Below are 24,701 nucleotides of genomic sequence, written 5' to 3'. Positions count from 1 at the left end.
TAGCCTTGCTTTTTCTTATATGACTTAAAGTTTGTTTGTTTGCGGGGGATTTAAGGGGCAAACTAGCCCCTTAAAAGTATTTTATTAGAAGCGTCTTCCGATAGTAAATTCAAATGTATTTGTATCATCGCCCTCTTTAGGTTTAAGAGCTTTTGCGAAGATTAGTTGAAGTGGTCCGATAGGTGTTATCCACTCGATACCTGTACCAACTGATGATCTTTTTATCTCGTTTAGGCTATTTTCACCGATCATGCCATAGTCATAAAATACAACACCACGCATTTTGACACGTTCTATTATAGGGAAGCTCATCTCAACTGAGTTATTAAATGATGTTTCGCCGCCGTATTCATAGTAGTCGCCTTTGTATTTTACTTTTGGAGATACGGTTCTGCTTTCGTAGCCACGTAAGCTTCTTATACCACCAAGGTAAAGCCTTTCGTTGATAGGAGTATAACCTCTCTCCCAAATTTTGCCAAAGCTTGCTTTATATCTTAGGATAAGATCGTAGTCGATGTACTCTCTAAGGCCTAGATAGTAGTTGAAATTTGTGCGGTTTTTAACAAAATCCATATCACCACCAAGTCCTGCTATCTCAAATGATGTACTAGCTATGATACCGCGTCTTGGCAAGTAGTAATCATCAGTGCTGTTATATGTCAAAGCTGGAGTTATAGCGCTTTTTATAGCCTTGCCTTCTCTATAAATTTCTTTTCCTGTGTCTTTATTTATATTTCTTAGTTCGTCATCTTTTAAAGTAACTTTACTTTGCTCGATATTATAAGTAAGTGATGCGCTTAAATTTCTAGTTAATTTTCTACCAAGTGTTGTGCTAAAGCCGTAGCTTCTCTCTTTATATGTTCTCCAGTCGTAGTCGTTTGCATAGAGCGTTCCGCCAAGGCTATACTCTGAGTCAAAAATTCTTGGATTTGTAAGACTTATCTGACCAGAAAGCTCTCTATCACTCTTATCAACGCTTACTTGTCCTTGAAGGCCAGAGCCAAAGATGTTTGTGTCTGAAAGTGCAGCATTAAGCAGCAAGCCATCGCTACTTCCGTATCCGATACCGCCGCTTATTGAGCCAGTTGATGCCTCTTTTACCTTTACTTTTAGATCGACTGTGTTTTTATCAACTGGGTCTTCTTCTATCTCGACATCGTCAAAGTAGCTTGTTCTTTTTAATGCATCTTTTGAGTCTTGAAGGTCGGTTCTACTATATAAATTTCCCTCAGTTAGATATAGCTCACGTCTTACGACACGATCAACTGTTCTATCGTTTCCTGAAATTTGAACATTTCTTATATATACTTTTTCGCCAGGATCAACTTCGTAGTCGATATCAACTGTTTTATTTTCATCAAATTTGTCAGTCTTTGGATAGACTTTGACAAATGCATAGCCCTTGTCAGCGACCATATCGTCAAGCTTTTTCATATCTTGGCGAAGTCTTGCCGAGTTCATCGTATCGCCAGCTTCAAGTCTAAAGTCATCTATGATCTTTTTAGTATCAAGTCCTAGCTCTTCAGGTGCTGTGATGCTTACGTTTGAAACCTTATAAGGCTCGCCCTCGTGGATGTAGTATGTAAGATCAGCTGTATAGTTATCAAATGACGCATTTAGGTAAGGTGACGAAACAGTCGCGTCTAAATAGCCTTTTTGAAAATATTTATCTTGAATCCTTGCTGGGTCGTTTTCAAGCTCAAAAAGTTTAACTTTTCCGTCGTTTCTACCCCAAAGCCAGCCCATAAATTCTCTACTTTTGTTTGCAACTACTGGCTCGATATCATCATAGTCAAATTCTTTTGCCCCGACTAAATTTACCTTTTTGATTATCATATTTTCGCCACGGTTGATGTTTAGAGTGATGAAAAGCGAGCTGTCGTTGTCTGCAACTGGCTGTTTTTCTACGTCGACAACTGTGTCAAAATAGCCTTTTGACTCGTAATACTGGCGAATTCTCTCTTTTGTTTTTTCTATAGTTAGCTCATCATACATATTGCCAGGTTTGATGTTGATTAGCGATTCGATCGCAGTTTTGTCATTTGTCACAACACCCTTTAGATCGACTCTAGCTACGCTTGGCTTCTCTTTTACTTTTACTAAAAGATTGCCACTACCTGTATCCTCTATGTAGATATCATCAAAATAATTTTGCTTGTATAAATTTGTGATGGCCTTATCGCTAAGCTTTGGAGTTAGCTCTTGACCGACTTTTAGCCCCATTATCTGAGTGGCTACATCAGGTGAAAGGTGGATTAGACCTTTGAAATTTATTGACTGAATCGTTTGCGCATTTAGACCGCTTAAAGCTAGTGCTAGTAAAAATAATTTCTTTTTCATTAAATTTAACCTAGAGTTTTAGTATAAGTGCGTATAATATCATATTTTATTTTTAAAAAATTTAAATTTTATAATTTTAAAGGTTTTTTATGAAAATAGGTATCATCGGACTTGGTCTTATGGGTGGCTCGCTTGGTCTTGCACTAAAAGATGAGAAGCTGATCTCTTGTGTCAGCGGATATGACAAAGATGAAAATCACAGCAAAAAAGCACTCGAGCTTGGACTGGTACATGAAATTTTAAGCATTGATGAGATGAAAAAGAAGTGTGACATCATCTTTTTAGCTGTTCCAGTTGAGGCTATCGTAAGCATCGTGCAAAATTTAACTGACATTAGTGAAGATACGACGATCATCGACTTTGGCTCGACAAAGCAAAAGATAATAGAAGCTGTGCCAGAGAAAATTCGTAAAAATTTCATCCCAGCTCACCCGATGGCAGGTACTGAGTACTCTGGTCCAGAAGCTGCCTTTAAGTCACTTTACACAGGGGCTACTGTCATAGTTTGCGACTTTGCTGAGAGCGCAGAAAAGCACGTAAAAAGAAGCGTTGAGCTATTTTCTTGTCTTGGCATGAAGATCATTTTCATGAGTGCAAAAGAGCATGATCATCACGTGGGTCTCATCTCACATTTACCTCACGCTATTGCATTTTCGCTTGCTAGCGGGATCTTAAAAGAAGAGGATAAAAGGCACATCGTTGCACTTGGCGGACCGACATTTAAGGGTATGATACGTGTTGCAAAGAGTTCGCCATTTATGTGGAGTGATATCTTTAAGCAAAATAAAAATAATGTCGTTGCTGCGATAAATATGTTTGAAAAAGAGCTAAATTTATGCAAAGATCTTATAAAAGACGAGCGCTGGGATGAGCTTTTTGATTGGATGGGCGAAGCTAGAGCTGTAAGAGAAATTTTGTAATTAACTAAAAATTTATTGATTATATGTAAAATTTCGCAAATAAAATTTAAGGTAATAATATATGTATAGACGTGGAATAGGTGGTTTTGGCATTGTTGTGGTTTTACTTGTTTTGATATTAGCTGGTGGCTTTGGTTATGCTTTAATGTCGAAAGACTTTGAGCGAAACGAGCCAATCATCGGCGTTGCTGATAAGGTTTATTGGAACCTTCGCTCGCCTATGAATATCAAATTTAAAGATGACAGCGGCATAAAATTTGTGCGTATCAGCATAAATGACGGCAAAAATGACCTAAATTTACTAAATCAAATCATACAAAATCCAAGCACTGAGCTTGATGTAAATTTGACCTTCCCAAAGACTGGATTTTTTGCTCAAAAAGACACTTATGAGATGAGTATAGAAGCGGTCGATACTAGCAAATGGGGCTTTTTTACTGGCAATAAAGCAAGCAAAAAAGTTGAGGTTGTGCTCGACACCTCAAAGCCTGATCTTTACGTACTTTCTCAGTCTTACTCTATCTCAAAAGGCGGTAGCGCAGTTGTCGTCTTTAGAGCTACTGATAATCAGCTAAAAGAGGTTTATGTTCAGACAAATTTTGGTAAGAAATTTAAGGCTGTGCCATTTTACAAAGAGGGCTTTTATGCAGCACTTGTTGCTTGGCCAGTGCAAGTTGAAAACTTTAGCGCTGAGGTCATCGCAAGAGACTTTGCGGGCAATGAGAGCAAATCTCACGTGAGATATTTTTATGAAAATGTAAAATACAAAACTTCAACCATTGCTTTAAATGATAGATTTTTAGACGGAAAGATCGTTGATCTAACAGATCAATACGCCAAAGATCCAAACGCTCTTTCAAGGCTTGATAAGATGAAATTTGTCAATGAAACGCTAAGAAACTCAAACGAAGAGAAGATAACAGCACTCACTTCAAACGTCGATACTGACATCACAAACGGCTTTAATATAATTCCATTTTACCCGCTTAGAAATGGCAAGAAAGTGGCTGATTTTGCTGACCACCGCTTCTATACATATAATAATGAGCAAGTAAGTGAGTCGTGGCACATGGGTATAGATTTTGCAAGCGTGGCATCAGCTCCGATAATAGCTAGCAATGCAGGTCGCGTTGTGCTAGCATCTGAGAATGGAATTTATGGTTTAAACATTGTGATCGATCATGGATTTGGACTTTACTCACTTTACGGACACTGCTCAAGTGCGAAGGTAAAAGAGGGCGACATGGTTGCTGCTGGCGATCAAATAGGCACAACTGGAACGAGCGGCCTTGCACTTGGAGATCACCTTCACTTTGGAATTTTGGTCCAAGGCGAAGAGGTAAGACCTCAGCAATGGATGGATAAAAAGTGGATAAAAGACAATGTGACAAGTGTCTTAGATGCCGCAAAGGCGATGATAGATAAGAATTAAATTTGCAAATTTGATTTTTTAGTGCTATCATAAGCGAACAAAAAAATATAAGGAAAATTTTTGAAACAAACTACTATCGCAAGACGCGTTGAGACCGTTGGTATAGGGCTTCACAAGGGTGAGCCGATAAGACTTATACTAGAACCTCTTGATGCAAATTCAGGCATTATTTTGCACCGCGAAGATCTTGGTATTAGTTTTAAAGCTGAGCCTAAAAACGTTATAAATACGCAAATGGCAACCGTCGTTGGCAACGAAAAGGGCTTTATCAGCACGATAGAACACCTAATGGCAGCTGTAAATGGATACGGCATTGATAATATTAGAATTTCAGTTGATGCAAACGAAATTCCTGTCATGGACGGCAGTGCGATAAGCTTTTGTATGCTACTTGACGAAGCTGGTATAAGGCATCTTGATGCTGGTAAAAAAGTCATCCTTGTCCGCCGCGAAGTCGAGGTGGTTGAGGGGTCAAAATTTGTGCGAACTTCGCCTTCAAGAAATCCAAAATTTGACTATACAATCAAATTTGACCACCCAGTTATCGGCGAACAAAGATATGTTTTTGAATTTAGCAAGAGCTCATTTGTAAAAAATATAGCTCGTGCTAGAACTTTTGGTTTTTTAAAAGATTTGCAGCGCTTGCAAGCTCAAAATTTAGCCCTTGGCGCATCTCTTGATAACGCCGTGGCTATCGATGATACGCATATTTTAAATCCAGAGGGTTTGAGATTTGAAAATGAGTTTGTAAGACATAAAATTTTAGACGCAGTTGGCGATTTGAGCTTGCTTGGAGCACCTTTGCTAGGGGATTATACAGCATTTGCGGGTAGCCACGATCTAAATCACAAACTAACGCTTGCTTTAATGGCAGATGAGAAAAATTATGAGATCGCAACACTTAGTGGCGAGCTTTTAAAAGAGTATCAAAAGGTATTTGCATAAAAAATATTGAAATTTTAGTAGTCTCTTTATCGACTCCACTTTTAGTTGGAGTCTATAAAGATGGCGTAAAATTTGATGAGATCACAACTGACGAGCATGTCAGCGAAGCTCTGATAAAAATCCTAGAAAATTTATCCTCTAAATTTAACATCACAAAGATCATCTACGCAAACACACCAGGTAGCTTTATGGGACTAAAGGTGGCCTATGTTATATTAAAAACTTTCTCTTTGGCAAAGGGCTGTGAGTTTTACGCAGTTAGCGGCTTTAGTCTGAATGGTGGCCAAGCGATCAGGGCAAATAAAAATTTAAGCTTTGTCTTGAAAAATGGCGAAATTTCACTTGAAAAAGTTGAGCCAGTGAGATTTGTGTTGCCTTTAAATTTAGATGAATTAAAACTAAATTCAGATACACTTCCAAATTATATCATCCAAGCTGTTTAGGAGAAAATTTGAATATCTTAATCCCTGCTACGAGTGCAAATTTAGGACCAGGTTTTGACGCTTTGGGGCTTAGTTTAAAGCTTTTTAATAGCGTAAAGATCGAACCATCTAAATTTAGCTCGGTCTCGATAAATGGCGAGGGAAGCGATAGTGCAAATTTAAAAAGAAACAACATTTTTCTAAGTATTTTTAATGAAATTTTTCTCGAGCTAACTGGCAAAAATGAAAATTTTAGAGTAGTTTTTGAAAACAATATCCCATTTTCAAGAGGACTTGGCAGTAGCTCTGCAGTGATCGTTGGAGCTATAGCTTCAGCTTACGAGATGGCTGGATTTAAGGCCAGTAAAAGCGTCATTTTAAATAAAGCGATCATCTATGAAACCCATCCAGACAATATCTCGCCAGCAGTTCACGGCGGATTTATCAGTGCGATCGTAAAAAACGGCAATGTTTATGCAAATAAAATAAATTTAAGCGATGATATAAAAGCTATCGTCGTTATCCCAAATAAGCCGATGAGTACGGCATCATCAAGACAAATTTTACCAAAAAACTACACCATGAAAGAGTGCGTAAATAACCTCTCTCACGCTGCATTTTTAACATCTTGTTTTTACGAAAAAAGATACGATCTTTTGAGGATAGCAAGTGAAGATATGATGCACGAAGAGCGCAGAATGAGCGCGTTAAAAGAGCTTTTTGAGGTGCGAAAAGTAGCTTATGAAAATGGAGCGCTAATGAGCACACTTTCAGGCTCAGGCTCAAGCTTTTTAAACATCGCTTATAAAGACGACGCTAAAAATTTACAAGATATTTTAAAGAGTAAATTTAATGATTTTAGAGTGGAAATTTTTTCATTTGATAACGATGGATACGAAATCACGCAAAGCTAGAAACAAGTTTAAAAAGGTATAATGAATAAAAATAATCCAGTAAGGACATGCGTCGCTTGCAAAGTCAAATTTTCTCAAAACTTGCTAAAAAGATACCGCTTGGTAGGCAAGAATTTGGAGTGCGGCAAAGGAAATGGTCGCAGTTTCTATCTGTGTGATGGCTGTTTGCAAAAAGACGACAAAATTTTAAAAAAAATAATTGATAAACAAACTAAAGGTGCCCTCGGACTTGACGCACCGAAGTTAAAGGAGATACTCTTAAATGAGCAATGTTAGGATTTCAGAGATCGCAAATGAGCTTGGCTACCCAAGTAAAGAGATAGTCGAAAAAGCTCAAGAACTAGGCCTAAAGGTCAAAACTCACTCAAATGCTGTGAGCCTTGAAGAGGCTGAAGCAATATATGAATACGTTCAAACTGGCGTCATACCAGATAAATTTAAAAAGAAAAAGAGCGAGCCAAAAGCAAAAAAAGAGCCTAAAAAAGAGGCAGAAAAAGAGCCAGCTAAAAAAGGAGAAAAGCCTAAAACTGAGCCTAAAAAGGCAGCTGCTAAGGCTGAGTCAAAGCCTGAAAAGGCGAAGACTGAGCCTAAAAAAGAGGTGCAAATTTCAGAGGTAAAACCTAAAGCCGAGCCTAAAAAAGAAGAGCCTGTAAAGGTTGAGCAAAAGCCAGCAGAAGCGCCAAAACCAAAAGAGAGCTTGGCTGATGTAACTCAAAAAAGACGAGGCCTTGTGATAGTTAAAAAGAAAAAAGATTATGAGGCGCCAGCTCCTGTAAAAGAGGAGAAAAAGGCTGAGGCGGCTGTTACTAACATTAGTGATTTTAAGAGTATGTTCTCTGCTAGCGATGAAAATTTGGCTAGAAAAAAGAAAAAAGAGAAAAAAGTAACGGTTGTAAGCAAAAAAGATAGTGCCGAGAAGATGGACTTGCTTGGCGGAAGCGACTTTGGCGACATCGTGCTTGAAGATGAAGATGTGGTTGTGTTACCTGATTTTAGCTTTAAAACCCCAGCTCCAGCTCCTATGCAAAGGACAAAACAGCCAAATGCGATGAAAACAACCGTCAATAACACGATAAATTCATTTGGCGAAGGTGGCATACAAAGAAGAGCTAGAAAAAAACACAAAAAGCCTGAAAATAAACAAAATAGTGAAGCTGTAACATCGATAAATATCCCAAAAGAAATTCGCGTTTATGAATTTGCTGAAAAGCTAAACAAACAGCCTAGCGAAGTCATAGGCAAGCTATTTATGCTTGGTATGATGACAACTAAAAACGACTTTTTGGACGAAGATGCGATAGAAATTTTGGCTGATGAGTTTAATGTCGAGGTAAATATCATCGATGATCAAAAAGAATTTGACTATGTAGCAGCCTATGAAGAGGAGATAAAAGATGATAAAAATCTCCAGCCAAGAGCGCCAGTTATAACCATCATGGGCCACGTTGACCACGGCAAAACCTCGCTACTTGACTACATAAGAAAGTCTCGCGTAGCTGCTGGCGAAGCTGGTGGTATCACGCAGCACGTTGGTGCTTATATGGTAAATAAAAACGGCAAAAACATCACATTTATCGACACTCCAGGCCACGAAGCATTTACGGCTATGCGTGCAAGGGGTGCTGGCGTAACTGACATAGTTATCATCGTAGTTGCGGCAGATGACGGCGTAAAACCACAGACAAAAGAGGCGATTAGCCACGCAAAAGCCGCTGGCGTGCCAATAATCATCGCAATAAATAAAATGGATAAAGAGTCAGCAAATCCTGATCTAGTAAAAACCGGTCTTGCTGAGCTTGACATCATGCCAACAGAGTGGGGTGGCAAGTATGAATTTGTGCCGATCTCTGCAAAAACAGGAATGGGCATAGATGATCTACTTGAGATCGTGCTTTTGCAAGCTGATCTTTTGGAGCTAAAGGCAAATCCAAAGGCAAATGCAAAGGCTACTGTCATCGAGAGCTCACTTCAAAAAGGCCGTGGTCCAGTAGCTACCATCATCGTTGAAAACGGTACGCTTCATGTCGGAGACACCGTCGTAGCTGGCGTTGCATACGGTAAGATAAGAAGCTTGCTTGATGATCAGGGTAGGCCATTAAAAGAGATAAAACCAGGCGAATGTGGCGTGATAGTAGGCCTTAGCGAGATAGCAGAGGCTGGCGAGACATTAATAGGCGTAAAAACTGATAAAGAGGCTCGCGAATACGCACAGAAAAAGGCTGAATATATCCGTCAAAAAGAGCTTAGCAAGAGCACGAAAGTTAGTATCGATGAGCTTAGCGCTAAGATCGCTGAGGGCGAGCTAAAAACACTTCCAGTCATCATCAAAGCTGACGTTGGTGGCTCACTTGAGGCGCTAAAAGCGAGCCTAGAAAAACTAGCAAACGACGAGATCAGAGTAAATGTGATCCACTCAGGCGTTGGCGGTATCACGCAAAGCGACGTTGCGCTCGCAAGCGCAAGCAACGACTGTATCATCCTTGGCTTTAATATAAGGCCAACTGGCGAGATCAAAGAGAAGGCAAAAGAGAGCGGTGTTGAAATAAAAACTTATAATGTTATTTATAATCTAATCGACGATGTGAAGGCTATTTTGGGCGGACTAATGTCACCTATCATAAGAGAAGAGCAGCTTGGTCAAGCTCAGGTTCGCCAAGTGATCCATGTGCCAAAAGTAGGTGCAATCGCTGGATGTATAGTCACTGAGGGTACGATAAACAGAGGGGCAAAAATTCGTCTTATTAGAGAAGGTGTGGTCGTTTATGAGGGCTTAGTTAGCTCACTAAAACGCTTCAAAGATGACGTTAAAGAGGTCGCTAAAGGCTACGAGTGCGGCGTTGGTATCGAGAATTTCAACGACATCAGAGAAAATGACTACATCGAAAGCTTCAAAGAAGTCAAGGAGAAAGCTACTCTATGAACGCTAACGAAATAAAGCGTATGAGAACAGAGAGCGTGCTAAAAGAGCTCATACCAGAGGCTTTAGCCACTCTTGAAGATAGCATTTTAAAGGGTCTTTGCGTCACTGACGTCGAGTGCAAAAAGGGCAGATACGACGCCTTTGTCTATCTTGACAAGATGATGTTTGACGAGCGCGAGCAAGAGTATATTTTGGGGCATCTAAAGCGTGTTTGCAGGCATTTGCAAAACCACTGCATGGCTGCTGAGGGCTGGTATAGATGTCCAAATTTTCACTTTAAATTTGACGATAGATTAGAATATCAAAACCATATGGATAAGTTGTTTGATAAAATTTCAAAGGATTTAAACAAAAATGGATAATTTAGACAAACTAGTACGCGAATGCGGCGTTGAGCTTTACGACAGCGAGATAGCAAATGAAAATGGCAGGGCTATTTTTAGAGTTTATATCACAAAAGATGGCGGAGTGAGCCTTGATGACTGCGAAAAAGTGAGCCGTCTGCTCTCACCTATCTTTGACGTGACACCGCCAGTTGGCGGGGATTATAACCTTGAGGTTAGCTCGCCTGGCCTTGAGAGAAAGCTTAGTAAGCCATCTCATTTTAAAGCGAGCGTTGGCGAGCTAGTTAAAGTTCAAACCGAGGCTGAGAAATTTGCAGGAAGGCTTGTAAAAGCTGACGAAGAGAGCATCGCAGTAGAAAATGAAGAGGGAATTTTTGAGATCAACATCAGTGAGATAAAAAAAGCAAAAACATATTTGGAGTGGTAAAATGCTAAGCGACATCGAGATAACTCACCAAACGAAACTAGAACACATCAGTAAAGTTGCCGCAAGATTAGGCTTAAACGAAGATGAGCTTGAGCTTTACGGCAAATTTAAGGCTAAAATTTCCCCTAGACTTGAGCCATCAAACTCAAAGCTCATCTTAGTCACCGCGACTAATCCAACCCCATACGGCGAAGGCAAAACGACTATGTCGATCGGTCTAGCTGACGCACTAAATTTACTTAATAAAAAGGTCTGCCTAGCACTTCGCGAGCCATCTCTTGGGCCAGTTTTTGGCATAAAGGGCGGAGCAGCAGGTGGCGGCTACTCGCAGCTTGCGCCGATGGAGGATCTAAATTTACACTTTACTGGCGATTTTCACGCGATAACATCGGCAAATAACCTCATTTCAGCGATGATAGATAATAGTCTTTATCAAGAAAACCCACTAAAAATCGAGAAAATTTTATGGAAGCGCTGTATGGATATGAACGATCGCGCGCTAAGATTTATCACCGTTGGTCAGGGTGGCAGGACTGATGGCGTGCCAAGAGAAGATGGCTTTAACATCACCGCCGCAAGCGAGATCATGGCCGTGCTTTGTCTAGCAACAAGCCTTTCTGATCTAAAAGAGCGCGTGGCAAACATCATGGTCGCATATGATAGCGATAAAAAGCCTATCTATGTGCGTGATCTAGGCTGCGAGGACGCTGTTTGCATACTCTTAAAAGATGCGATCAAGCCAAATTTATTTCAAACACTTGAACACACACCTACGCTCGTGCATGGCGGCCCATTTGCAAACATCGCACACGGCTGCAACTCAGTTATCGCAACAAAAACAGCTCTAAATTTAGCTGACTACGTCATAACAGAAGCTGGCTTTGGCTCGGAGCTTGGTGCGGAGAAATTTTTAGATATAAAGTGCAGGATTGCCGACATTAAGCCAAGCGCTGTGGTGCTTGTAAGCACTATCAGATCGCTAAAATATAACGGTGAAGCAAATAAAGAGGAGATCACAAAACCAGATATGAATGCACTTAAAAAAGGTATCGAAAATCTTGGCGGACACATCGAAAATTTAAAAGGTAAATTTGGTCAAAACGTAGTTGTGGCGCTTAATAAATTTGGCTTTGACACTGATGAAGAGATAAATTTTGTAAAAGAGTACTGCCAAAAGCTTGGCGTAGAAGTGGCAGTTTGTGAGAATTTTGTAAAAGGTGGCAAAGGCGCGCTTGAGCTTGCCCAGCTAGTTTTAAAGGCGTGCGACAAGCCAAGCAAGATAAATTTCACCTACGAGATGAGCGATGATACGAAAACTAAAATAGAAAAGGTCGCTAAGGAAATTTATGGAGCTGGTGAGGTGGTCTTTGAAGAGGCTGCTCTTAAAAAGCTTGCAATGATAAAAGAGCTAAATTTGAGCCATTTGCCAGTTTGTATCGCAAAAACTCAGTACTCATTTAGCGACGATGCGAAGCTTTTGGGCAGAGCAAAGGGCTTTATATTTAGTGTAAAAGACCTTGACATTAGAACGGGAGCTGGCTTTATAGTCGCTGTTTGCGGCAAGATCATGCTTATGCCAGGACTTCCAAAAGTGCCAGCTGCGGTCAATATGAAGATAGACGCAGACGGCAAGATCGACGGCTTGTCGTAAATTTATGAAAACACACTGGCAAACGCTGGTGTGTTTTAAATTTAAAGGGCATGGATGAACGACGAATTTTACATGGATCTTGCTTTAAGCGAGGCTTGGAAATTTCAGATCCTAACCTATCCAAATCCAGCCGTTGGATGCCTTATCCTTGATGAAAGTGGGCAAATTTTATCTTGCAAGGCTCATGAAAAGGCTGGATATTTACACGCTGAACCGACAGCGATACTCTTTGCGCTTTGCAAAAAAAGTGAAAAATTTAAAGATGATTTTATAAAAGCATATAACGCCAAATTTGGCTCTAATATAAAAGAGGGTGAATTTGGTCTTTTAGAGCCAAAATTCAGCTACGAATTTATACTAAATAATCACTCAAATTTACTAAAAAATGCAAAAGCTTATGTCACTCTTGAGCCTTGCTCGCACCATGGCAAAACGCCACCTTGTGCAAATTTGCTAAAAGAGCTTGGCTTTGGTGAGGTAATAATTGGCAGCCATGATGAAAATAAAATAGCAAGTGGTGGCGGAAATTTACTTCAAAGTGCTGGTGTGAGAGTTAAATTTGGTATTTTAAAAGAGCGCTGCGATAAGCTGCTTGAGCCATTTTTGGCATATCAAAATGGTGGATTTAGCTTTTTAAAAATAGCCATTAGTAAAAACGGCGTGGCAAGTGGCGGCATCATCACAAATGAGCTTAGCCGCATGCATGTGCATAAACTTAGAAGCGTCATAGATGCATTGGTGATCGGTGGCAACACGGTGCGGACGGACCGCCCAAAGCTTGATAGTAGGCTAGTAAGCGGTAGCAAAAATCCAGACGTCATAATCTACTCAAGAAGTGATAAATTTGATGAAACATTGCCGCTTTTTAGCGTGCCAGGTCGCAAAGTCAGCATTCAAAAAGAGCTTGATCTAAAAGGTCTTACCATGTTTGAAGGAGCTGGTGAGTTTTTAAAGCTCGCAAAAGAGGGCAAGCTAGCAAATGTAAAGTGGCTACTTATCTATCAAAGCTCAAATTTTAAAAATGGTGAAAATTTAAGGCTTGATCTAAATCTAAAACCGCTTTTTAGTGGAAATTTCGGAGATGATAGCTACACTTGGTATGAAATTTTGGATTAAATATCTAGTCCAAAATAGTGTTTAACTAAAAAGCCGATGCCAAAAGATATGATCGCAACGCCAAAAGTTATCATGCACATCTCAACCACTCTTGGTAAAAATTTAAGCTCCTTTGCCACGCTTATGTAAAAGTTGTAAGTGATGATGGCAACTAAAGCAAAGAAAAACATCGACAAAACGGCGTAAAGACTGCTTGAAAAGATGAAAAATGGAAGTATCAAAAATGCCGTTGTTATGATGTATGAACCGCCTGTGTAGAGCGAGTAAGTAAGCGGTTTGATCTCGTCGCTTGGATTTTCTTTTGACTCAAGATATGCTGAGCCAGCCATAGAGAGTGCAGCTGCCACGCCCATGATAAGGCCTGTTGCGCCAACTGATTTTGTATTCGAAAATGCAAGCGCGATGCCGCTAAGTGTGCCTGTTAGCTCAACTAAAGCATCATTCATACCAAGCACGATGCCACCAGCATTTATAAGTTTTGTGTCTTTTAACATGGAGATTAGACTGTTTTCGTGATTCATCTCCTCTTCATAAATATCACGAGCTTCAGGATATTCATCTACGATGTCAAGATAAAATTTCTCTGCATTTTCTTCGCGTGACTCCATAAATTTTAGGGTAAAAGATGTGCCAAAAATTTTAACAAGTATCGTATAGAAAATGACTTTAAATAAATTTGCACTTCTGCTTTCACCAGTTATCTTTTGACAAAAAGCATAGTGGCGTCTCTCTTCGGTGATTAATTTGCGAAGTATTTTTTTATTCTCATTGTCTTTTTCGCTAGCTTCAAGAAGTGAGTATATAGCAGTATCGTCTGCTTCATTTTGCAATTGTTTTAAAGCACGTTTTTTGTCTAACATAAAATTTTCCTTTTTATAGCTTAGAAATTTAAGATTTTGATTTAGAAAGAGAGAAAAATGGTGCGATCAGCGAGACTCGAACTCGCACACCTAGCGGCACTACCCCCTCAAGATAGCGTGTCTACCAATTCCACCATGATCGCAAAAAGAACAAAAGCCCCAAAAAAGGGGCTAAATTTAAGCTTTACGCTTAGCCAAGCATTGGGTTTGCGTAAAGAACGATAAGTGTAATAACAAGTGCGTAGATAACTTGTGCTTCGATCATCGCAAGTGCGATAAACATTGTAGTCATAAGTTTGCTACCAACGCCAGGGTTTCTAGCTGTTCCGCTGATAGTTGCAGCAGCTGTGTTACCCATACCAATAGCACCGCCAAGAGCTGCAAGGCCAAGGCCGATACCGCCAGCGATAACTGAATATGATCTGATCATCTCGCCGTCAGCACCAAATGCGAATGCAGCAAGACCAAGAATTAAAAACACGATCTTTTTCATCGTTGCTCCTTTAAAATTTTAAAGTTCTTTCGGATCTGTCCCCTACTTAAACTTCATGAGCCGTAATATTACAAAAACAAAACTTTGTTTCAAATAAAAACACTAAAAATTTAAATTGCCTATAAAAAATTCTTGGCTTAGAAAAATGAAAGTTTTTTTATGCTATCTTTGAAAGAATTTAATTTATTCTTAATCTTAGGTTTTTAATGAACGAAAAATTTTCAAAGATAGGCTTTGTTCTTGCGATGGCTGGTTCTGCTGTGGGTCTTGGCAATGCCTGGAAATTTCCTACAATGGTGGGAAATAACGGCGGTTCGGCATTTATAATTTTATACTTGCTTCTTACTTTTGCTATCGCGTTTGTGGCATTTTTAGCGGAGCTTAGCATTGGCAAACTTGGCGAAAGCGACATCGTAAGCTCTCTTTACAAGCTCGCACCAAAGCATAAAAAAGCGTGGTCGCTCTCTGGCTTTTTCATGATTGGCGCGATACTTATAGCTTCATTTTATATGGTTGTTATTGGCTGGATATTAAAGTATATCTATCTTAGTTTTTCGCCGCTTTTAGCAGACTCAAAAGCGGCAGGCGAGCAGTTTAACACACTTTTATCAAATGATTTAAGCAGTGCCGTGCTTTGTTTTAGCTTGGTTTTTTTAATGGTATTTTTTGCCGTTTCAAAAGGTGTAAAAAGTGGCATCGAAAAGCTAAATATATGGATGATGCCAAGCCTTTTTGTCTTGCTGGTTTGCATGCTTTTTTACGCGCTTAGCATGGGAGATGGTTTTGTTAAGGCGGCTAAATTTTTATTTGTACCAAATTTTAGTGCGATCACGCCAGATGTTATCTTGCAGGCTCTAGGCCTTGCGTTTTTCTCGCTATCTATGGGCGTTGGCGTCATACCGACATATGCTGCAAATTTACCTGAGAAGACAAATTTAATAAAATCAACCCTCTCTATCATCTTTATAAACATATTAATAGGCATTATGATGGGCCTTGTCGTATTTACATTTATATTTGCTTATGGGGCTGATAGCACGGCAAGTGGTCCAGGCCTTATCTTTATCTCGCTTGTCACGCTTTTTGCAAAGCTTGGCGTCGTTGGCAACTTCATGGCGGTAGCATTTTTCGTGTCGCTATTGTTTGCTGGCATCACAAGCGCGGTTTCGATGATCGAGCCTTTTGCTTATTATTTGGTTAGGAAATTTGAAATTTCAAGAAAGACGGCGCTTCTTTACATCGGCGCCTTTGTATATATCTTGGGCATCTTTTGCATACTTTCATATTATTCAGAAACATCAAGTGCTTTTAGCGTTTGTGGCAAGCCATTTTTTGACGCGCTTGACTTTCTCACATCAAATATCATGATGCCAATAGGCGCTATCGTATTTAGCTTTTTTGTTGGCTATAAGCTTAAAAAAGAGAGTTTGTATCTGCTTTTTGGCGATTTTATGGGAAGAGCATTTTTTGAAATTTGGTACTTTTTCTTAAGATATGTCGTGCCAGTTGCCATTTGTGCGATAATGATCTACCAGATGGCAGGTAAATAATGGCAGAGAGATTTAGTAAAATTGGCTTTATCCTTTCTATAATTGGAGCGGCTATCGGCCTTGGTAATGCGTGGAAATTTCCATACATGGTCGGCAGTAACGGCGGTTCGGCATTTATCCTTGTATATCTATTTTTTGCCTTTGCTGTTGGTCTTAGCATATTTTTTGCTGAGATGGCGATGGGTAAAATTTCACGCCTTGATACGGTTGGAGCGTTTAAATCTCTAGCTACAAAAGGGGCAGGCTTTTGGAAATTTGCTGGTATTATCATGGTGACTGGGCTATTCATCGCATCTTTTTACACACTCATCATTGGCTGGGTTTTAAAATACGTCATTTTAAGTCTTAGTGAGCTACCTAAAGATATCGCAAGTTCAGAGACGTTTTTTGTAAATTTCATCTCAAATGGCATAAATGAACAAATTTTATACTTTAGTATCGCATTTTTTGCCTACTTTTTCATCCTTACAAAAGGCGTAAAAAGTGGCATAGAGCGCATAAATGTCTATCTCATACCAGCTCTTTTTATCTTGCTTTTGCTTATGCTTGGCTACTCTTTTGGCATGGAGGGCTTTGACAAAGCGGCTAAATTTCTACTAGTGCCTGACTTTTCAAAGATAGATCAAGCAGCTGTTTTAAACGCTCTTGGACTTGCTTTTTTTACGATGTGCGTTGGCATTGGCTGCATACTTACTTACTCATCAAGTCTAAGTGATGATACAAATTTATTTACCTCATCGCTCTATGTCGTTTTTGCAAATATCATAATAAGCGTCATCATCGGCCTTATCGTCTTTACATTTACATTTGAGTTTGGCTCAGAGCCATCAAAAGGCGCAGGGCTTGCTTTCATATCGCTACCAACGCTATTTGCTAAGCTTGGCTTGCTTGGAAATTTCTTGGCATTTACATTTTTTATATCGCTATTTTTTGCTGGCATCACCTCGGTTATATCTATGGTTGAACCGTTTATATTTTTCTTAAGCAAAAGCCTAAAATTTAGTAGAAACAAATCGATCTTTATCGTTGCTTGCGTGGTTTATGTTTTAGGAATTTTATGCGCATTAAGTGGCACAAGCGAATTTAAAGATGCGCTTACATTTTTTGGTAAGAGCTTTTTTGACCTGCTTGATTATCTTAGCTCAAACATCATGCTTCCACTTGGTGGTATCTTGTTTGCTATCTTTGTTGGCTACTTTATGAAATTTGAGCTTTTAAAAGAGTTATTTGTGCCTTATATGGGCAAGGTTGTATTTAAAATTTGGTATTTTTTAATAAGGTTTGTAGCACCTATTTTAGTCTTAGTGGTGTTAATAAGGGAGATCTCATAATGGCAAAAGAACAATTTTCTAAAATAGGCTACGTCCTAGCAGTCGCTGGATCGGCTGTCGGACTTGGCAATGCATGGAAATTTCCATACATGGTTGGTGAAAACGGCGGTTCGGCGTTTATTATCCTATATCTTTTGATAACTTTTCTAGTTGGTGTGCCTATCTTTATGGCAGAGCTTAGTATCGGCAAGCTTAGCGAGAGCGACAGTGTAAATGCTTTTAGAAAGCTAGCAGCTAAAAATAAAAATTTATGGCAACTAGTTGGAATTTTAGCCATGGTGACAGCGGCTATCATCTCATCATACTATATCGTGATCATCGGCTGGGTCTTTAAATATTTCACGCTCTCATTTACTGGCCTCCCAAGCGATATAGATAGCTCAAAGGCTATATTTAACGAGTTACTCACACATGGTCTTGGCGAGCAGACACTTTACTTTGTTATAGCATTTGCAGCTTGCTTTTTCATCCTATCAAAAGGTGTAAAAAGTGGCATAGAGAAGCTAAATGTTTGGATGATGCCAAGCCTATTTATCATGGTTTTGATCATGCTTTTTTACTCTATGACTATGGATGGCTTTGTGAAATCAGCCGAGTTTTTACTCATCCCAGACTTTAGTAAAATTTCGTTTAACTCACTCTTGCTAGCTCTTGGACTTGCATTTTGGACACTATCTCTTGGTATGGCAGCGATCATTACTTATTCAGCTAGCCTAAGCGATGATACAAATTTAGCCACTTCAACGCTTAGTATCGTCTTCATAAATATCGCGCTTGCTATTATGATAGGTCTTGTTATTTTTACCTTTATATTTGAATTTGGCGCTACTCCGTCTCAAGGACCAGGTCTTGTCTTTATCTCGCTACCAACGCTATTTGCAAAGCTTGGCGCGATCGGTCAAATTTTGGCTGTAGCATTTTTTGCTGCACTTATCTTTGCTGGCATCACTTCAGCCATCTCCATCGTTGAGCCATTTGTCTTTTTCTTGATCAGAGAGTATGGCATGAGTAGAAAAAAAGCGCTTTGTATAGTTGGAGCTGGGATTTTTATAGTGGGATTTTTATGTCTTTTATCAAACATAGAAAATGTTGGCGATAAATTTATGATATTTGGTAAAAATTTCTTTGACTTCCTAGACTTTACTGCTTCAAATATCTTGCTACCAATTAGCGGTATCGGCGGAGCGATATTTGTAGGATATTTTATGAAAAGAGATGCGCTTTATGTGCTATTTAGCCCATATATGAGTGATTTTGTATTTAATACATGGTATTTTTTACTAAGATATGTAGCACCAGTTTGTGTGCTCATCATCATGATAAATGAACTTTTAAAGGTTTTTAATGGATAAGATTGAGAGGTTTTTTGACAAAGCTGGTGATATAGTCGGCTATATTTGTATGTTTATTATGGCTTTGATGATAATAGACGTATTTTTTAACGTTGTGGCAAGATACTTTTTCTCTTACGGCAACGTTGCATTTCAGGAGCTTGAGTGGCACTTTTTTGCTGTGATATTTCTACTTGGCATGAGCTATGCTCTAAAAGAGGACGCACATGTTAGAGTTGATATCTTTTATGCTAAATTTTCAGAAAGAAATAAAGCCCTTGTAAATATGCTTGGCACTGTATTTTTTATCATACCATTTGCGCTTTTGGTTTCAAATTTATCATTTGGGTTTGTAGGAGATGCTTACAGCTCGGCAGAGGCCAGCGCAGATCCAGGCGGTCTTACCCATAGATGGATCATAAAAGCGATGATCCCTGTTTCATTTTACATACTTGTATTTTTTGCGATCGGCTTTTTTATAAAAAATTTAAATCGCTATAAGAAAGCTAGTAAGGAGAAAATATGGCGGGATTAATAATGTTTATAGCCGCGCTATTGATGCTTGGCATTGGCTTTCCAGTGGCATTTACCTTTGGTGCGGTCGCGATGATATTTGGCATGGTTGGCAGCGTCGTAGAGAGCCTTGGCGATGGCGATGGGCTACTTGGCAGTATAGAAGTATTTAAAGATATGTTTAACTTCATGCCTTATAGGATTTTCTCTATCATGGAGAGTAGAATTTTCATAGCAGTTCCACTCTTTGTATTTATGGGCGTCGTGCTTCAAAAGTCAAAGCTAGCCGAGAGACTACTTGAGAGCATGGGTATGCTATTTGGAGAAATCAGAGGCGGTATCGCGATAAGCACTATCTTAGTTGGCGCGCTTCTTGCTGCATCAACTGGCGTCGTAGGTGCAAGTGTTGTTGCTATGGGCGTTATAAGCTTGCCTGTAATGCTAAAGTATAAATACGACCAATCCCTAGGATGTGGCACGATATGCGCTGCTGGCACGCTTGGTCAGATCATCCCACCTTCTATCGTGCTTATCATCTTGGGCGACATCTTCTCAGTGCCAGTTGGCGAGCTTTTTCACCAAGCCATTGTGCCAGGATTCACGCTAGTCGGGGTTTATATAGTTTATATTTTGATAGCTGCTTATCTTAAGCCAGAGGTCGCTCCTGTGGTAAAAGATGAGAGCGGAGTTAGTAAATTTAGACAGGTGATAAGAGCGCTTGTGGCTATCTTCCCGCCACTTTTGCTAGTTATTTGTGTGCTAGGGTCCATTTTTGCAGGTATCGCTACACCGACTGAAAGCTCAGCATTTGGCTGCGTTGGTGCTATCATCTTGGCAATATTTTATAGGACATTTTCATTTTCTATGATGAAAGAGGCTTTGGCTGAGAGCGTAAAAACTACAGCTCTAGTCTTTGCTATACTTGTTGGTGCGACTGCCTTTTCTATGGTCTTTAGCTACACTGGAGGCGATGAGATAGTTGAAAATTTCATGACAAATTTACCAGGCGAGAAGTGGGGCTTTATCATCTTTAGTATGGCTGTTATCTTTGTGCTTGGCTTTTTTATAGATTTTGTTGAAATTTCATATATCGTGCTTCCTATCTTGGTGCCAATCGCCGCAAAACTAGGCATAAACCCAGTCTATCTAGCGATCCTAGTTGCTATGAATTTACAAACTTCATTCTTGACACCGCCATTTGGATTTAGTCTATTTTTCTTAAGATCAGTCGCACCTGCTGAGATAAAAACAGCTGCTATTTATAAAGGCGTGGTGCCTTACATCATCATTCAAGTGGCAGTTTTAGTCTTTTTCTGCGTCTTTTTGATGGAGATAAAGCCGATGCTTGATGCGAGCCACGGCGGATTATTTAACTTCTTACTCTCACTTTTTAAATGATATAAAAGTTTTTGGTTGTAAAATACCAAAAACAAGCAAAATGGCTAATTTGAGTTTCTGTCAAATTTAGCCATTTTTTATGACCGCTTTTTAGTAAATTTATAAATTTAATGAGGTGAAATATGGCAAAGAAATTTATCGATGTTATGGATACGACCTTTAGAGATGGCTTTCAGTCGGTTTATGGCGCTAGAGTGCTTATGAACGACTTTTTGCCCGCGCTTGAAGCAGCCAAAGAGGCTGGCATAGAGCATTTTGAATTTGGCGGAGGAGCGAGATTTCAAAGCCTTTATTTTTACCTAAATGAAGACGCTTTTGCGATGATGGATAAATTTAGAAGCATCGTAGGACCAAAAGCAAACCTTCAAACCCTAAGCAGGGGCGTAAATACCGTTACACTTGATACTGGTAGCCGCGAGCTAATCGACCTTCACGCAAAACTTTTCAAAAAACATGGAACCACTACTATTAGAAATTTTGACGCATTAAATGATGTTGAAAATTTAAAATATTCAGGCGAGAGGATCGCTCATCACGGGCTAAAACACGAAGTCGTAGTTACTATGATGGATCTGCCTAGTGGCTGTGTGGGAGCACATGATGTTAAATTTTATGAGAAAATTTTAAGAGAAATTTTAGATGCAAATATCCCTTATCACAGCGTTTGCTTTAAAGACGCAAGCGGCACAAGTAGCCCACAAAAGGTCTATGAGACCATAAAAATGGCTAGAAAGCTACTCCCAGAAAAAACCCACATCAGACTTCACACGCATGAAACTGCAGGCGTAAGCGTGGCTTGCTATCTTGCAGCGCTTGAAGCTGGCGTTGATGGTATAGATCTAGCTGCAAGCCCAGTAAGTGGTGGTACAAGTCAGCCAGATATCTTAACTATGCTTCACGCAGTAAAAGGCAAAAACTACGATCTTGGCGGACTTGACGTGGAGAAAATTTTAAAATATGAAAGTGTTTTGAATGATTGTTTAAAAGAGTATTTCTTACCGCCTGAAGCTGTGCAAGTAAGCCCACTCATACCGTTTTCACCGATGCCAGGTGGCGCACTCACTGCAAATACCCAGATGATGAGAGATAACAACATCTTAGATAAATTTCCAGAGGTCATCCTTGCGATGCGCGAGGTGGTGCAAAAGGGCGGATACGGCACTTCAGTGACTCCTGTTAGCCAGTTTTACTTCCAACAAGCCTTTAACAACGTAATGTTTGGCAAGTGGAAAAAGATCGCTGAGGGATACGGCAAAATGGTGCTTGGCTACTTTGGCAAGACCCCAGTTACGCCTGATAAAGAGATCATTAAGCTTGCTAGCGAGCAGTTAGGACTAAAACCAACTACAAAACACGCAGTTGATATAGCTGATAAAGATGAGAGCAAGTCACTTGCACATGTAAAAGAAATTTTAAAACAAAACAAGATCAAAGTTACCGAAGAAAACGTATTTATAGCAGCAGCTTGTAAAGAAAAGGGCATCGCGTTCTTAAAAGGCGAAGCCAAAGTAAATGTAAGAAAAGTAGATCCAAATGCTAAAGCAAATGAAGGCAGACAAACTCAAAGCGGCAGATATAGCGTCGTCGTAAATGGCAGCCGCTACAATGTCGAAGTAAGCGAAGGCTTTAACGACAGCATCCAAGTAAAATCGATCACTGAAGTTGAAGGCAAGAGCGTAAAAAATGCCAAAAGTGCAGCAGCAGGCGCAACAGAAAATGACATCGTTGCAAGCTTGCCAGGCGCTGTGCATAAAATTTTAGTTAGCGCAGGAGACCATGTCAAAAAAGGTCAGGCCATAATCGTGCTTGAAGCGATGAAGATGGAGATAGAGGTCAAAGCCCCAAAAGATGGCATCATAGGCTCTATCGAGGTTAGCAAAGGTCAAAGTGTCGCGAACAATCAAGTGGTGGCTAAATTTAAATAAATTTGCCCATTTTAAAAAGATAGTGTTAAGCGAAATTTGATTAACATTTTGATGACTTTTAGGTCAAATTTATAAAGAAACGAAATTTAAAGGAAACAACATGATAAATAAGCTAGACGAGCTAGGTCTAAAAGAGATCAAAAAGATAAATCACAATCTAAGCTACGACGAGCTTTTTGAGCTTGAAAAGGCAAACAACGAGGGCAGAGTCTCAAGTAACGGCACATTTATGGTTGATACTGGAATTTTTACTGGCAGAAGCCCAAAAGATAAGTACTTTGTCAAGCAAGATCCAAGCCAAAAATATATCGCTTGGGGTAAGATAAATCAGCCTATCACAAAAGAACTATTTGATAAGCTTCTTAAAAAAGCAAAAGATCAGCTAAGTGGTAAAGAAATTTTTATCCAAGATGCATTTTGTGGAGCTAGCAAAAAGAGCAAAAAATCAGTCCGCTTCGTCACTGAAGTAGCGTGGCAAGCGCACTTTGTAAAAAATATGTTTATCCGCCCAAGTGAAGCGGAGCTGGCTAAATTTGAGCCTGATTTTGTAGTGTATAACGCTTGCAAGACAAAAAATGAGGATTACAAGGCTGACGGACTACATTCAGAGGTTTTTGTCATATTTAACGTCGAAGAAAATGTCGCGGTAATCGGTGGCACATGGTATGGCGGCGAGATGAAAAAGGGCATTTTTTCTATGATGAACTACTGGTTGCCACTTGAAGGCAAGCTAAGCATGCACTGCTCTGCAAACGTAGGCGAAAAGGGCGATACGGCGCTATTTTTTGGTCTATCTGGCACTGGTAAAACGACACTTTCAACCGATCCAAAACGCAAACTAATAGGCGATGACGAGCACGGCTGGGACGATGATGGCGTGTTTAACTTTGAGGGCGGCTGCTACGCAAAATGTATCAACCTTGATCCAAGTAGCGAGCCAGAAATTTACGCAGCGATCAGGCGTGACGCGCTACTTGAAAACGTAGTGGCTGACGAAAACGGCGTGGTTGATTATAAAGATGGCTCAAAAACTGAAAACACACGCGTGAGCTATCCGATCTATCACATCGACAACTACGAGCCAAGTTCAAGCGCTGGCCATCCAAAAAATATCATCTTTTTAAGCGCTGACGCTTTTGGCGTGCTTCCTCCAGTCGCAAAGCTCACAAAAGAGCAGGCGATGTATTATTTCTTAAGTGGCTACACAGCAAAAGTTGCTGGCACAGAGCGCGGTATCACCGAGCCAGTCGCTACTTTTAGTGCTTGCTTTGGCGAACCATTTATGCCACTTCACCCAACTGTATATGCAAAACTGCTTGGCGAGAAGATCGATAAACACGGCGTTAATGTCTATCTTGTAAATACAGGCTGGAGTGGCGGTGTTTACGGCGTTGGCAAGCGTATGAGCATAAAAGCAACACGTGCTTGCATAAATGCGATCCTTGATGGTAGCATCACAAAATGCGAATTTGAAAATTTTGATAAATTTAACTTCGCTATCCCAAAAGAGCTTGATGGTGTCGAGACAAAACTGCTAAATCCTATAAACACATGGGCAAATCCAGCTCAGTACAACGCTTCACGCGACAAGCTCGCTAAAATGTTTGTTGAAAATTTCAAACGCTACGAAGATGTAAAAGAGGGCGTTGAATACGCCAAAGCTGGTCCAAAAGCTTAAATTTATAGCCTTGCGGGTAAATCCCTGCAAGGCTTTTTAAATTTAAACTATCAAATGGCAAAAATTTTAGAGCTGTAAAATATAGCTCTTTTTCAAATTTCTAATATAAAATTTAAAACATTTTGCGAAATAGCTCGGTTAAATTTAACGAGACGTTTTAAAATTTCTAACCAAAAGTCACACTATATAAG

Annotated in this window: 20 protein-coding genes and 1 tRNA gene; 17 read left to right on the top strand and 4 right to left on the bottom strand. The window is 39.8% G+C overall.

All coding sequences use genetic code 11. From position 1 onward, the window contains the following. Nucleotides 1-84: 84 nt before the first annotated feature. Nucleotides 85-2,340, bottom strand: a complete 2,256-nt coding sequence (bamA, locus tag CYP77_RS05575) for an outer membrane protein assembly factor BamA (protein ID WP_103567588.1) — start codon at nucleotides 2,338-2,340, stop codon at nucleotides 85-87. Nucleotides 2,341-2,429: 89 nt separating this feature from the next. Here bamA and CYP77_RS05570 point away from each other — a divergent pair, with 89 nt between their 5' ends. From CYP77_RS05570 to ribD, 10 genes are all read left to right on the top strand, one after another. Then, nucleotides 2,430-3,260, top strand: a complete 831-nt coding sequence (locus CYP77_RS05570) for a prephenate dehydrogenase (RefSeq protein WP_103567587.1) — start codon at nucleotides 2,430-2,432, stop codon at nucleotides 3,258-3,260. A gap of 61 nt (nucleotides 3,261-3,321) precedes the next feature. Continuing rightward, nucleotides 3,322-4,692: a M23 family metallopeptidase gene (locus CYP77_RS05565; protein WP_103567586.1), complete on the top strand. Its 1,371-nt coding sequence runs from the start codon at nucleotides 3,322-3,324 to the stop codon at nucleotides 4,690-4,692. A 60-nt stretch (nucleotides 4,693-4,752) separates the two neighbouring features. Next, nucleotides 4,753-5,637 (top strand): UDP-3-O-acyl-N-acetylglucosamine deacetylase, encoded by an 885-nt coding sequence (gene lpxC / locus CYP77_RS05560; protein WP_004317248.1) that lies wholly within the window; start codon nucleotides 4,753-4,755, stop codon nucleotides 5,635-5,637. A gap of 80 nt (nucleotides 5,638-5,717) precedes the next feature. Next, nucleotides 5,718-6,080: a glycoprotease gene (locus CYP77_RS05555; RefSeq protein ID WP_087582679.1), complete on the top strand. Its 363-nt coding sequence runs from the start codon at nucleotides 5,718-5,720 to the stop codon at nucleotides 6,078-6,080. A gap of 8 nt (nucleotides 6,081-6,088) precedes the next feature. Next, the gene (thrB, locus tag CYP77_RS05550) at nucleotides 6,089-6,973 is read left to right on the top strand and encodes a homoserine kinase (protein ID WP_103567585.1); all 885 of its coding nucleotides are present in this window, start codon (nucleotides 6,089-6,091) and stop codon (nucleotides 6,971-6,973) included. Nucleotides 6,974-7,235: 262 nt separating this feature from the next. Continuing rightward, nucleotides 7,236-9,893 carry a translation initiation factor IF-2 gene (gene infB, locus CYP77_RS05540; protein WP_103567584.1) on the top strand — a complete coding sequence of 886 codons (2,658 nt, stop codon included), beginning with the start codon at nucleotides 7,236-7,238 and terminating at the stop codon, nucleotides 9,891-9,893. Next, nucleotides 9,890-10,255 carry a 30S ribosome-binding factor RbfA gene (gene rbfA / locus CYP77_RS05535; RefSeq protein WP_004317240.1) on the top strand — a complete coding sequence of 122 codons (366 nt, stop codon included), beginning with the start codon at nucleotides 9,890-9,892 and terminating at the stop codon, nucleotides 10,253-10,255. The genes infB and rbfA overlap by 4 nt, the downstream gene beginning before the upstream one ends. Beyond that, nucleotides 10,248-10,664 (top strand): ribosome maturation factor RimP, encoded by a 417-nt coding sequence (gene rimP, locus CYP77_RS05530; protein ID WP_103567583.1) that lies wholly within the window; start codon nucleotides 10,248-10,250, stop codon nucleotides 10,662-10,664. Before rbfA ends, rimP begins: the two co-directional genes overlap by 8 nt. A 1-nt stretch (nucleotide 10,665) precedes the next feature. After that, nucleotides 10,666-12,315, top strand: coding sequence for a formate--tetrahydrofolate ligase (locus CYP77_RS05525; RefSeq protein ID WP_103567582.1), 1,650 nt, complete (start codon nucleotides 10,666-10,668; stop codon nucleotides 12,313-12,315). A gap of 54 nt (nucleotides 12,316-12,369) precedes the next feature. Then, complete coding sequence (gene ribD, locus CYP77_RS05520) at nucleotides 12,370-13,431, top strand: bifunctional diaminohydroxyphosphoribosylaminopyrimidine deaminase/5-amino-6-(5-phosphoribosylamino)uracil reductase RibD (protein ID WP_103567581.1); 1,062 nt, start codon at nucleotides 12,370-12,372, stop codon at nucleotides 13,429-13,431. On the opposite strand, the gene CYP77_RS05515 is transcribed toward ribD, so the two are convergent. From CYP77_RS05515 to CYP77_RS05505, 3 genes are all read right to left on the bottom strand, one after another. Beyond that, nucleotides 13,428-14,291, bottom strand: coding sequence for a VIT1/CCC1 transporter family protein (locus CYP77_RS05515; RefSeq protein ID WP_103567580.1), 864 nt, complete (start codon nucleotides 14,289-14,291; stop codon nucleotides 13,428-13,430). The two genes, ribD and CYP77_RS05515, sit on opposite strands and share 4 nt — an antisense overlap. Nucleotides 14,292-14,349: 58 nt before the next feature. Further along, nucleotides 14,350-14,434 (bottom strand) — tRNA-Leu (locus CYP77_RS05510). A gap of 47 nt (nucleotides 14,435-14,481) precedes the next feature. Beyond that, entirely contained in the window at nucleotides 14,482-14,784 is a 303-nt protein-coding gene (locus tag CYP77_RS05505) for a F0F1 ATP synthase subunit C (protein ID WP_004317263.1), read from the bottom strand. A 206-nt stretch (nucleotides 14,785-14,990) separates the two neighbouring features. On the opposite strand from CYP77_RS05505, the gene CYP77_RS05500 reads away from it, so the two are divergent. From CYP77_RS05500 to pckA, 7 genes are all read left to right on the top strand, one after another. Next, nucleotides 14,991-16,334, top strand: coding sequence for a sodium-dependent transporter (locus tag CYP77_RS05500; protein ID WP_103567579.1), 1,344 nt, complete (start codon nucleotides 14,991-14,993; stop codon nucleotides 16,332-16,334). Beyond that, nucleotides 16,334-17,665, top strand: coding sequence for a sodium-dependent transporter (locus CYP77_RS05495; protein ID WP_103567578.1), 1,332 nt, complete (start codon nucleotides 16,334-16,336; stop codon nucleotides 17,663-17,665). The genes CYP77_RS05500 and CYP77_RS05495 overlap by 1 nt, the downstream gene beginning before the upstream one ends. Continuing rightward, complete coding sequence (locus CYP77_RS05490; RefSeq protein ID WP_103567577.1) at nucleotides 17,665-19,017, top strand: sodium-dependent transporter; 1,353 nt, start codon at nucleotides 17,665-17,667, stop codon at nucleotides 19,015-19,017. The genes CYP77_RS05495 and CYP77_RS05490 overlap by 1 nt, the downstream gene beginning before the upstream one ends. Continuing rightward, the gene (locus CYP77_RS05485) at nucleotides 19,010-19,531 is read left to right on the top strand and encodes a TRAP transporter small permease subunit (protein WP_103567576.1); all 522 of its coding nucleotides are present in this window, start codon (nucleotides 19,010-19,012) and stop codon (nucleotides 19,529-19,531) included. Before CYP77_RS05490 ends, CYP77_RS05485 begins: the two co-directional genes overlap by 8 nt. Continuing rightward, complete coding sequence (locus CYP77_RS05480; protein ID WP_103567575.1) at nucleotides 19,519-20,907, top strand: TRAP transporter large permease; 1,389 nt, start codon at nucleotides 19,519-19,521, stop codon at nucleotides 20,905-20,907. The genes CYP77_RS05485 and CYP77_RS05480 overlap by 13 nt, the downstream gene beginning before the upstream one ends. A 122-nt stretch (nucleotides 20,908-21,029) precedes the next feature. Beyond that, complete coding sequence (locus CYP77_RS05475) at nucleotides 21,030-22,832, top strand: biotin/lipoyl-containing protein (RefSeq protein ID WP_103567574.1); 1,803 nt, start codon at nucleotides 21,030-21,032, stop codon at nucleotides 22,830-22,832. Nucleotides 22,833-22,935: 103 nt separating this feature from the next. Continuing rightward, the gene (gene pckA, locus CYP77_RS05470; RefSeq protein ID WP_181001459.1) at nucleotides 22,936-24,510 is read left to right on the top strand and encodes a phosphoenolpyruvate carboxykinase (ATP); all 1,575 of its coding nucleotides are present in this window, start codon (nucleotides 22,936-22,938) and stop codon (nucleotides 24,508-24,510) included. The last annotated feature ends 191 nt before the right edge of the window (nucleotides 24,511-24,701 follow it).

This window comes from Campylobacter concisus, assembly GCF_002913865.1.
Lineage (GTDB): Bacteria > Campylobacterota > Campylobacteria > Campylobacterales > Campylobacteraceae > Campylobacter_A > Campylobacter_A concisus_AM.
This window is presented reverse-complemented; position numbering and strand designations above follow the sequence as displayed.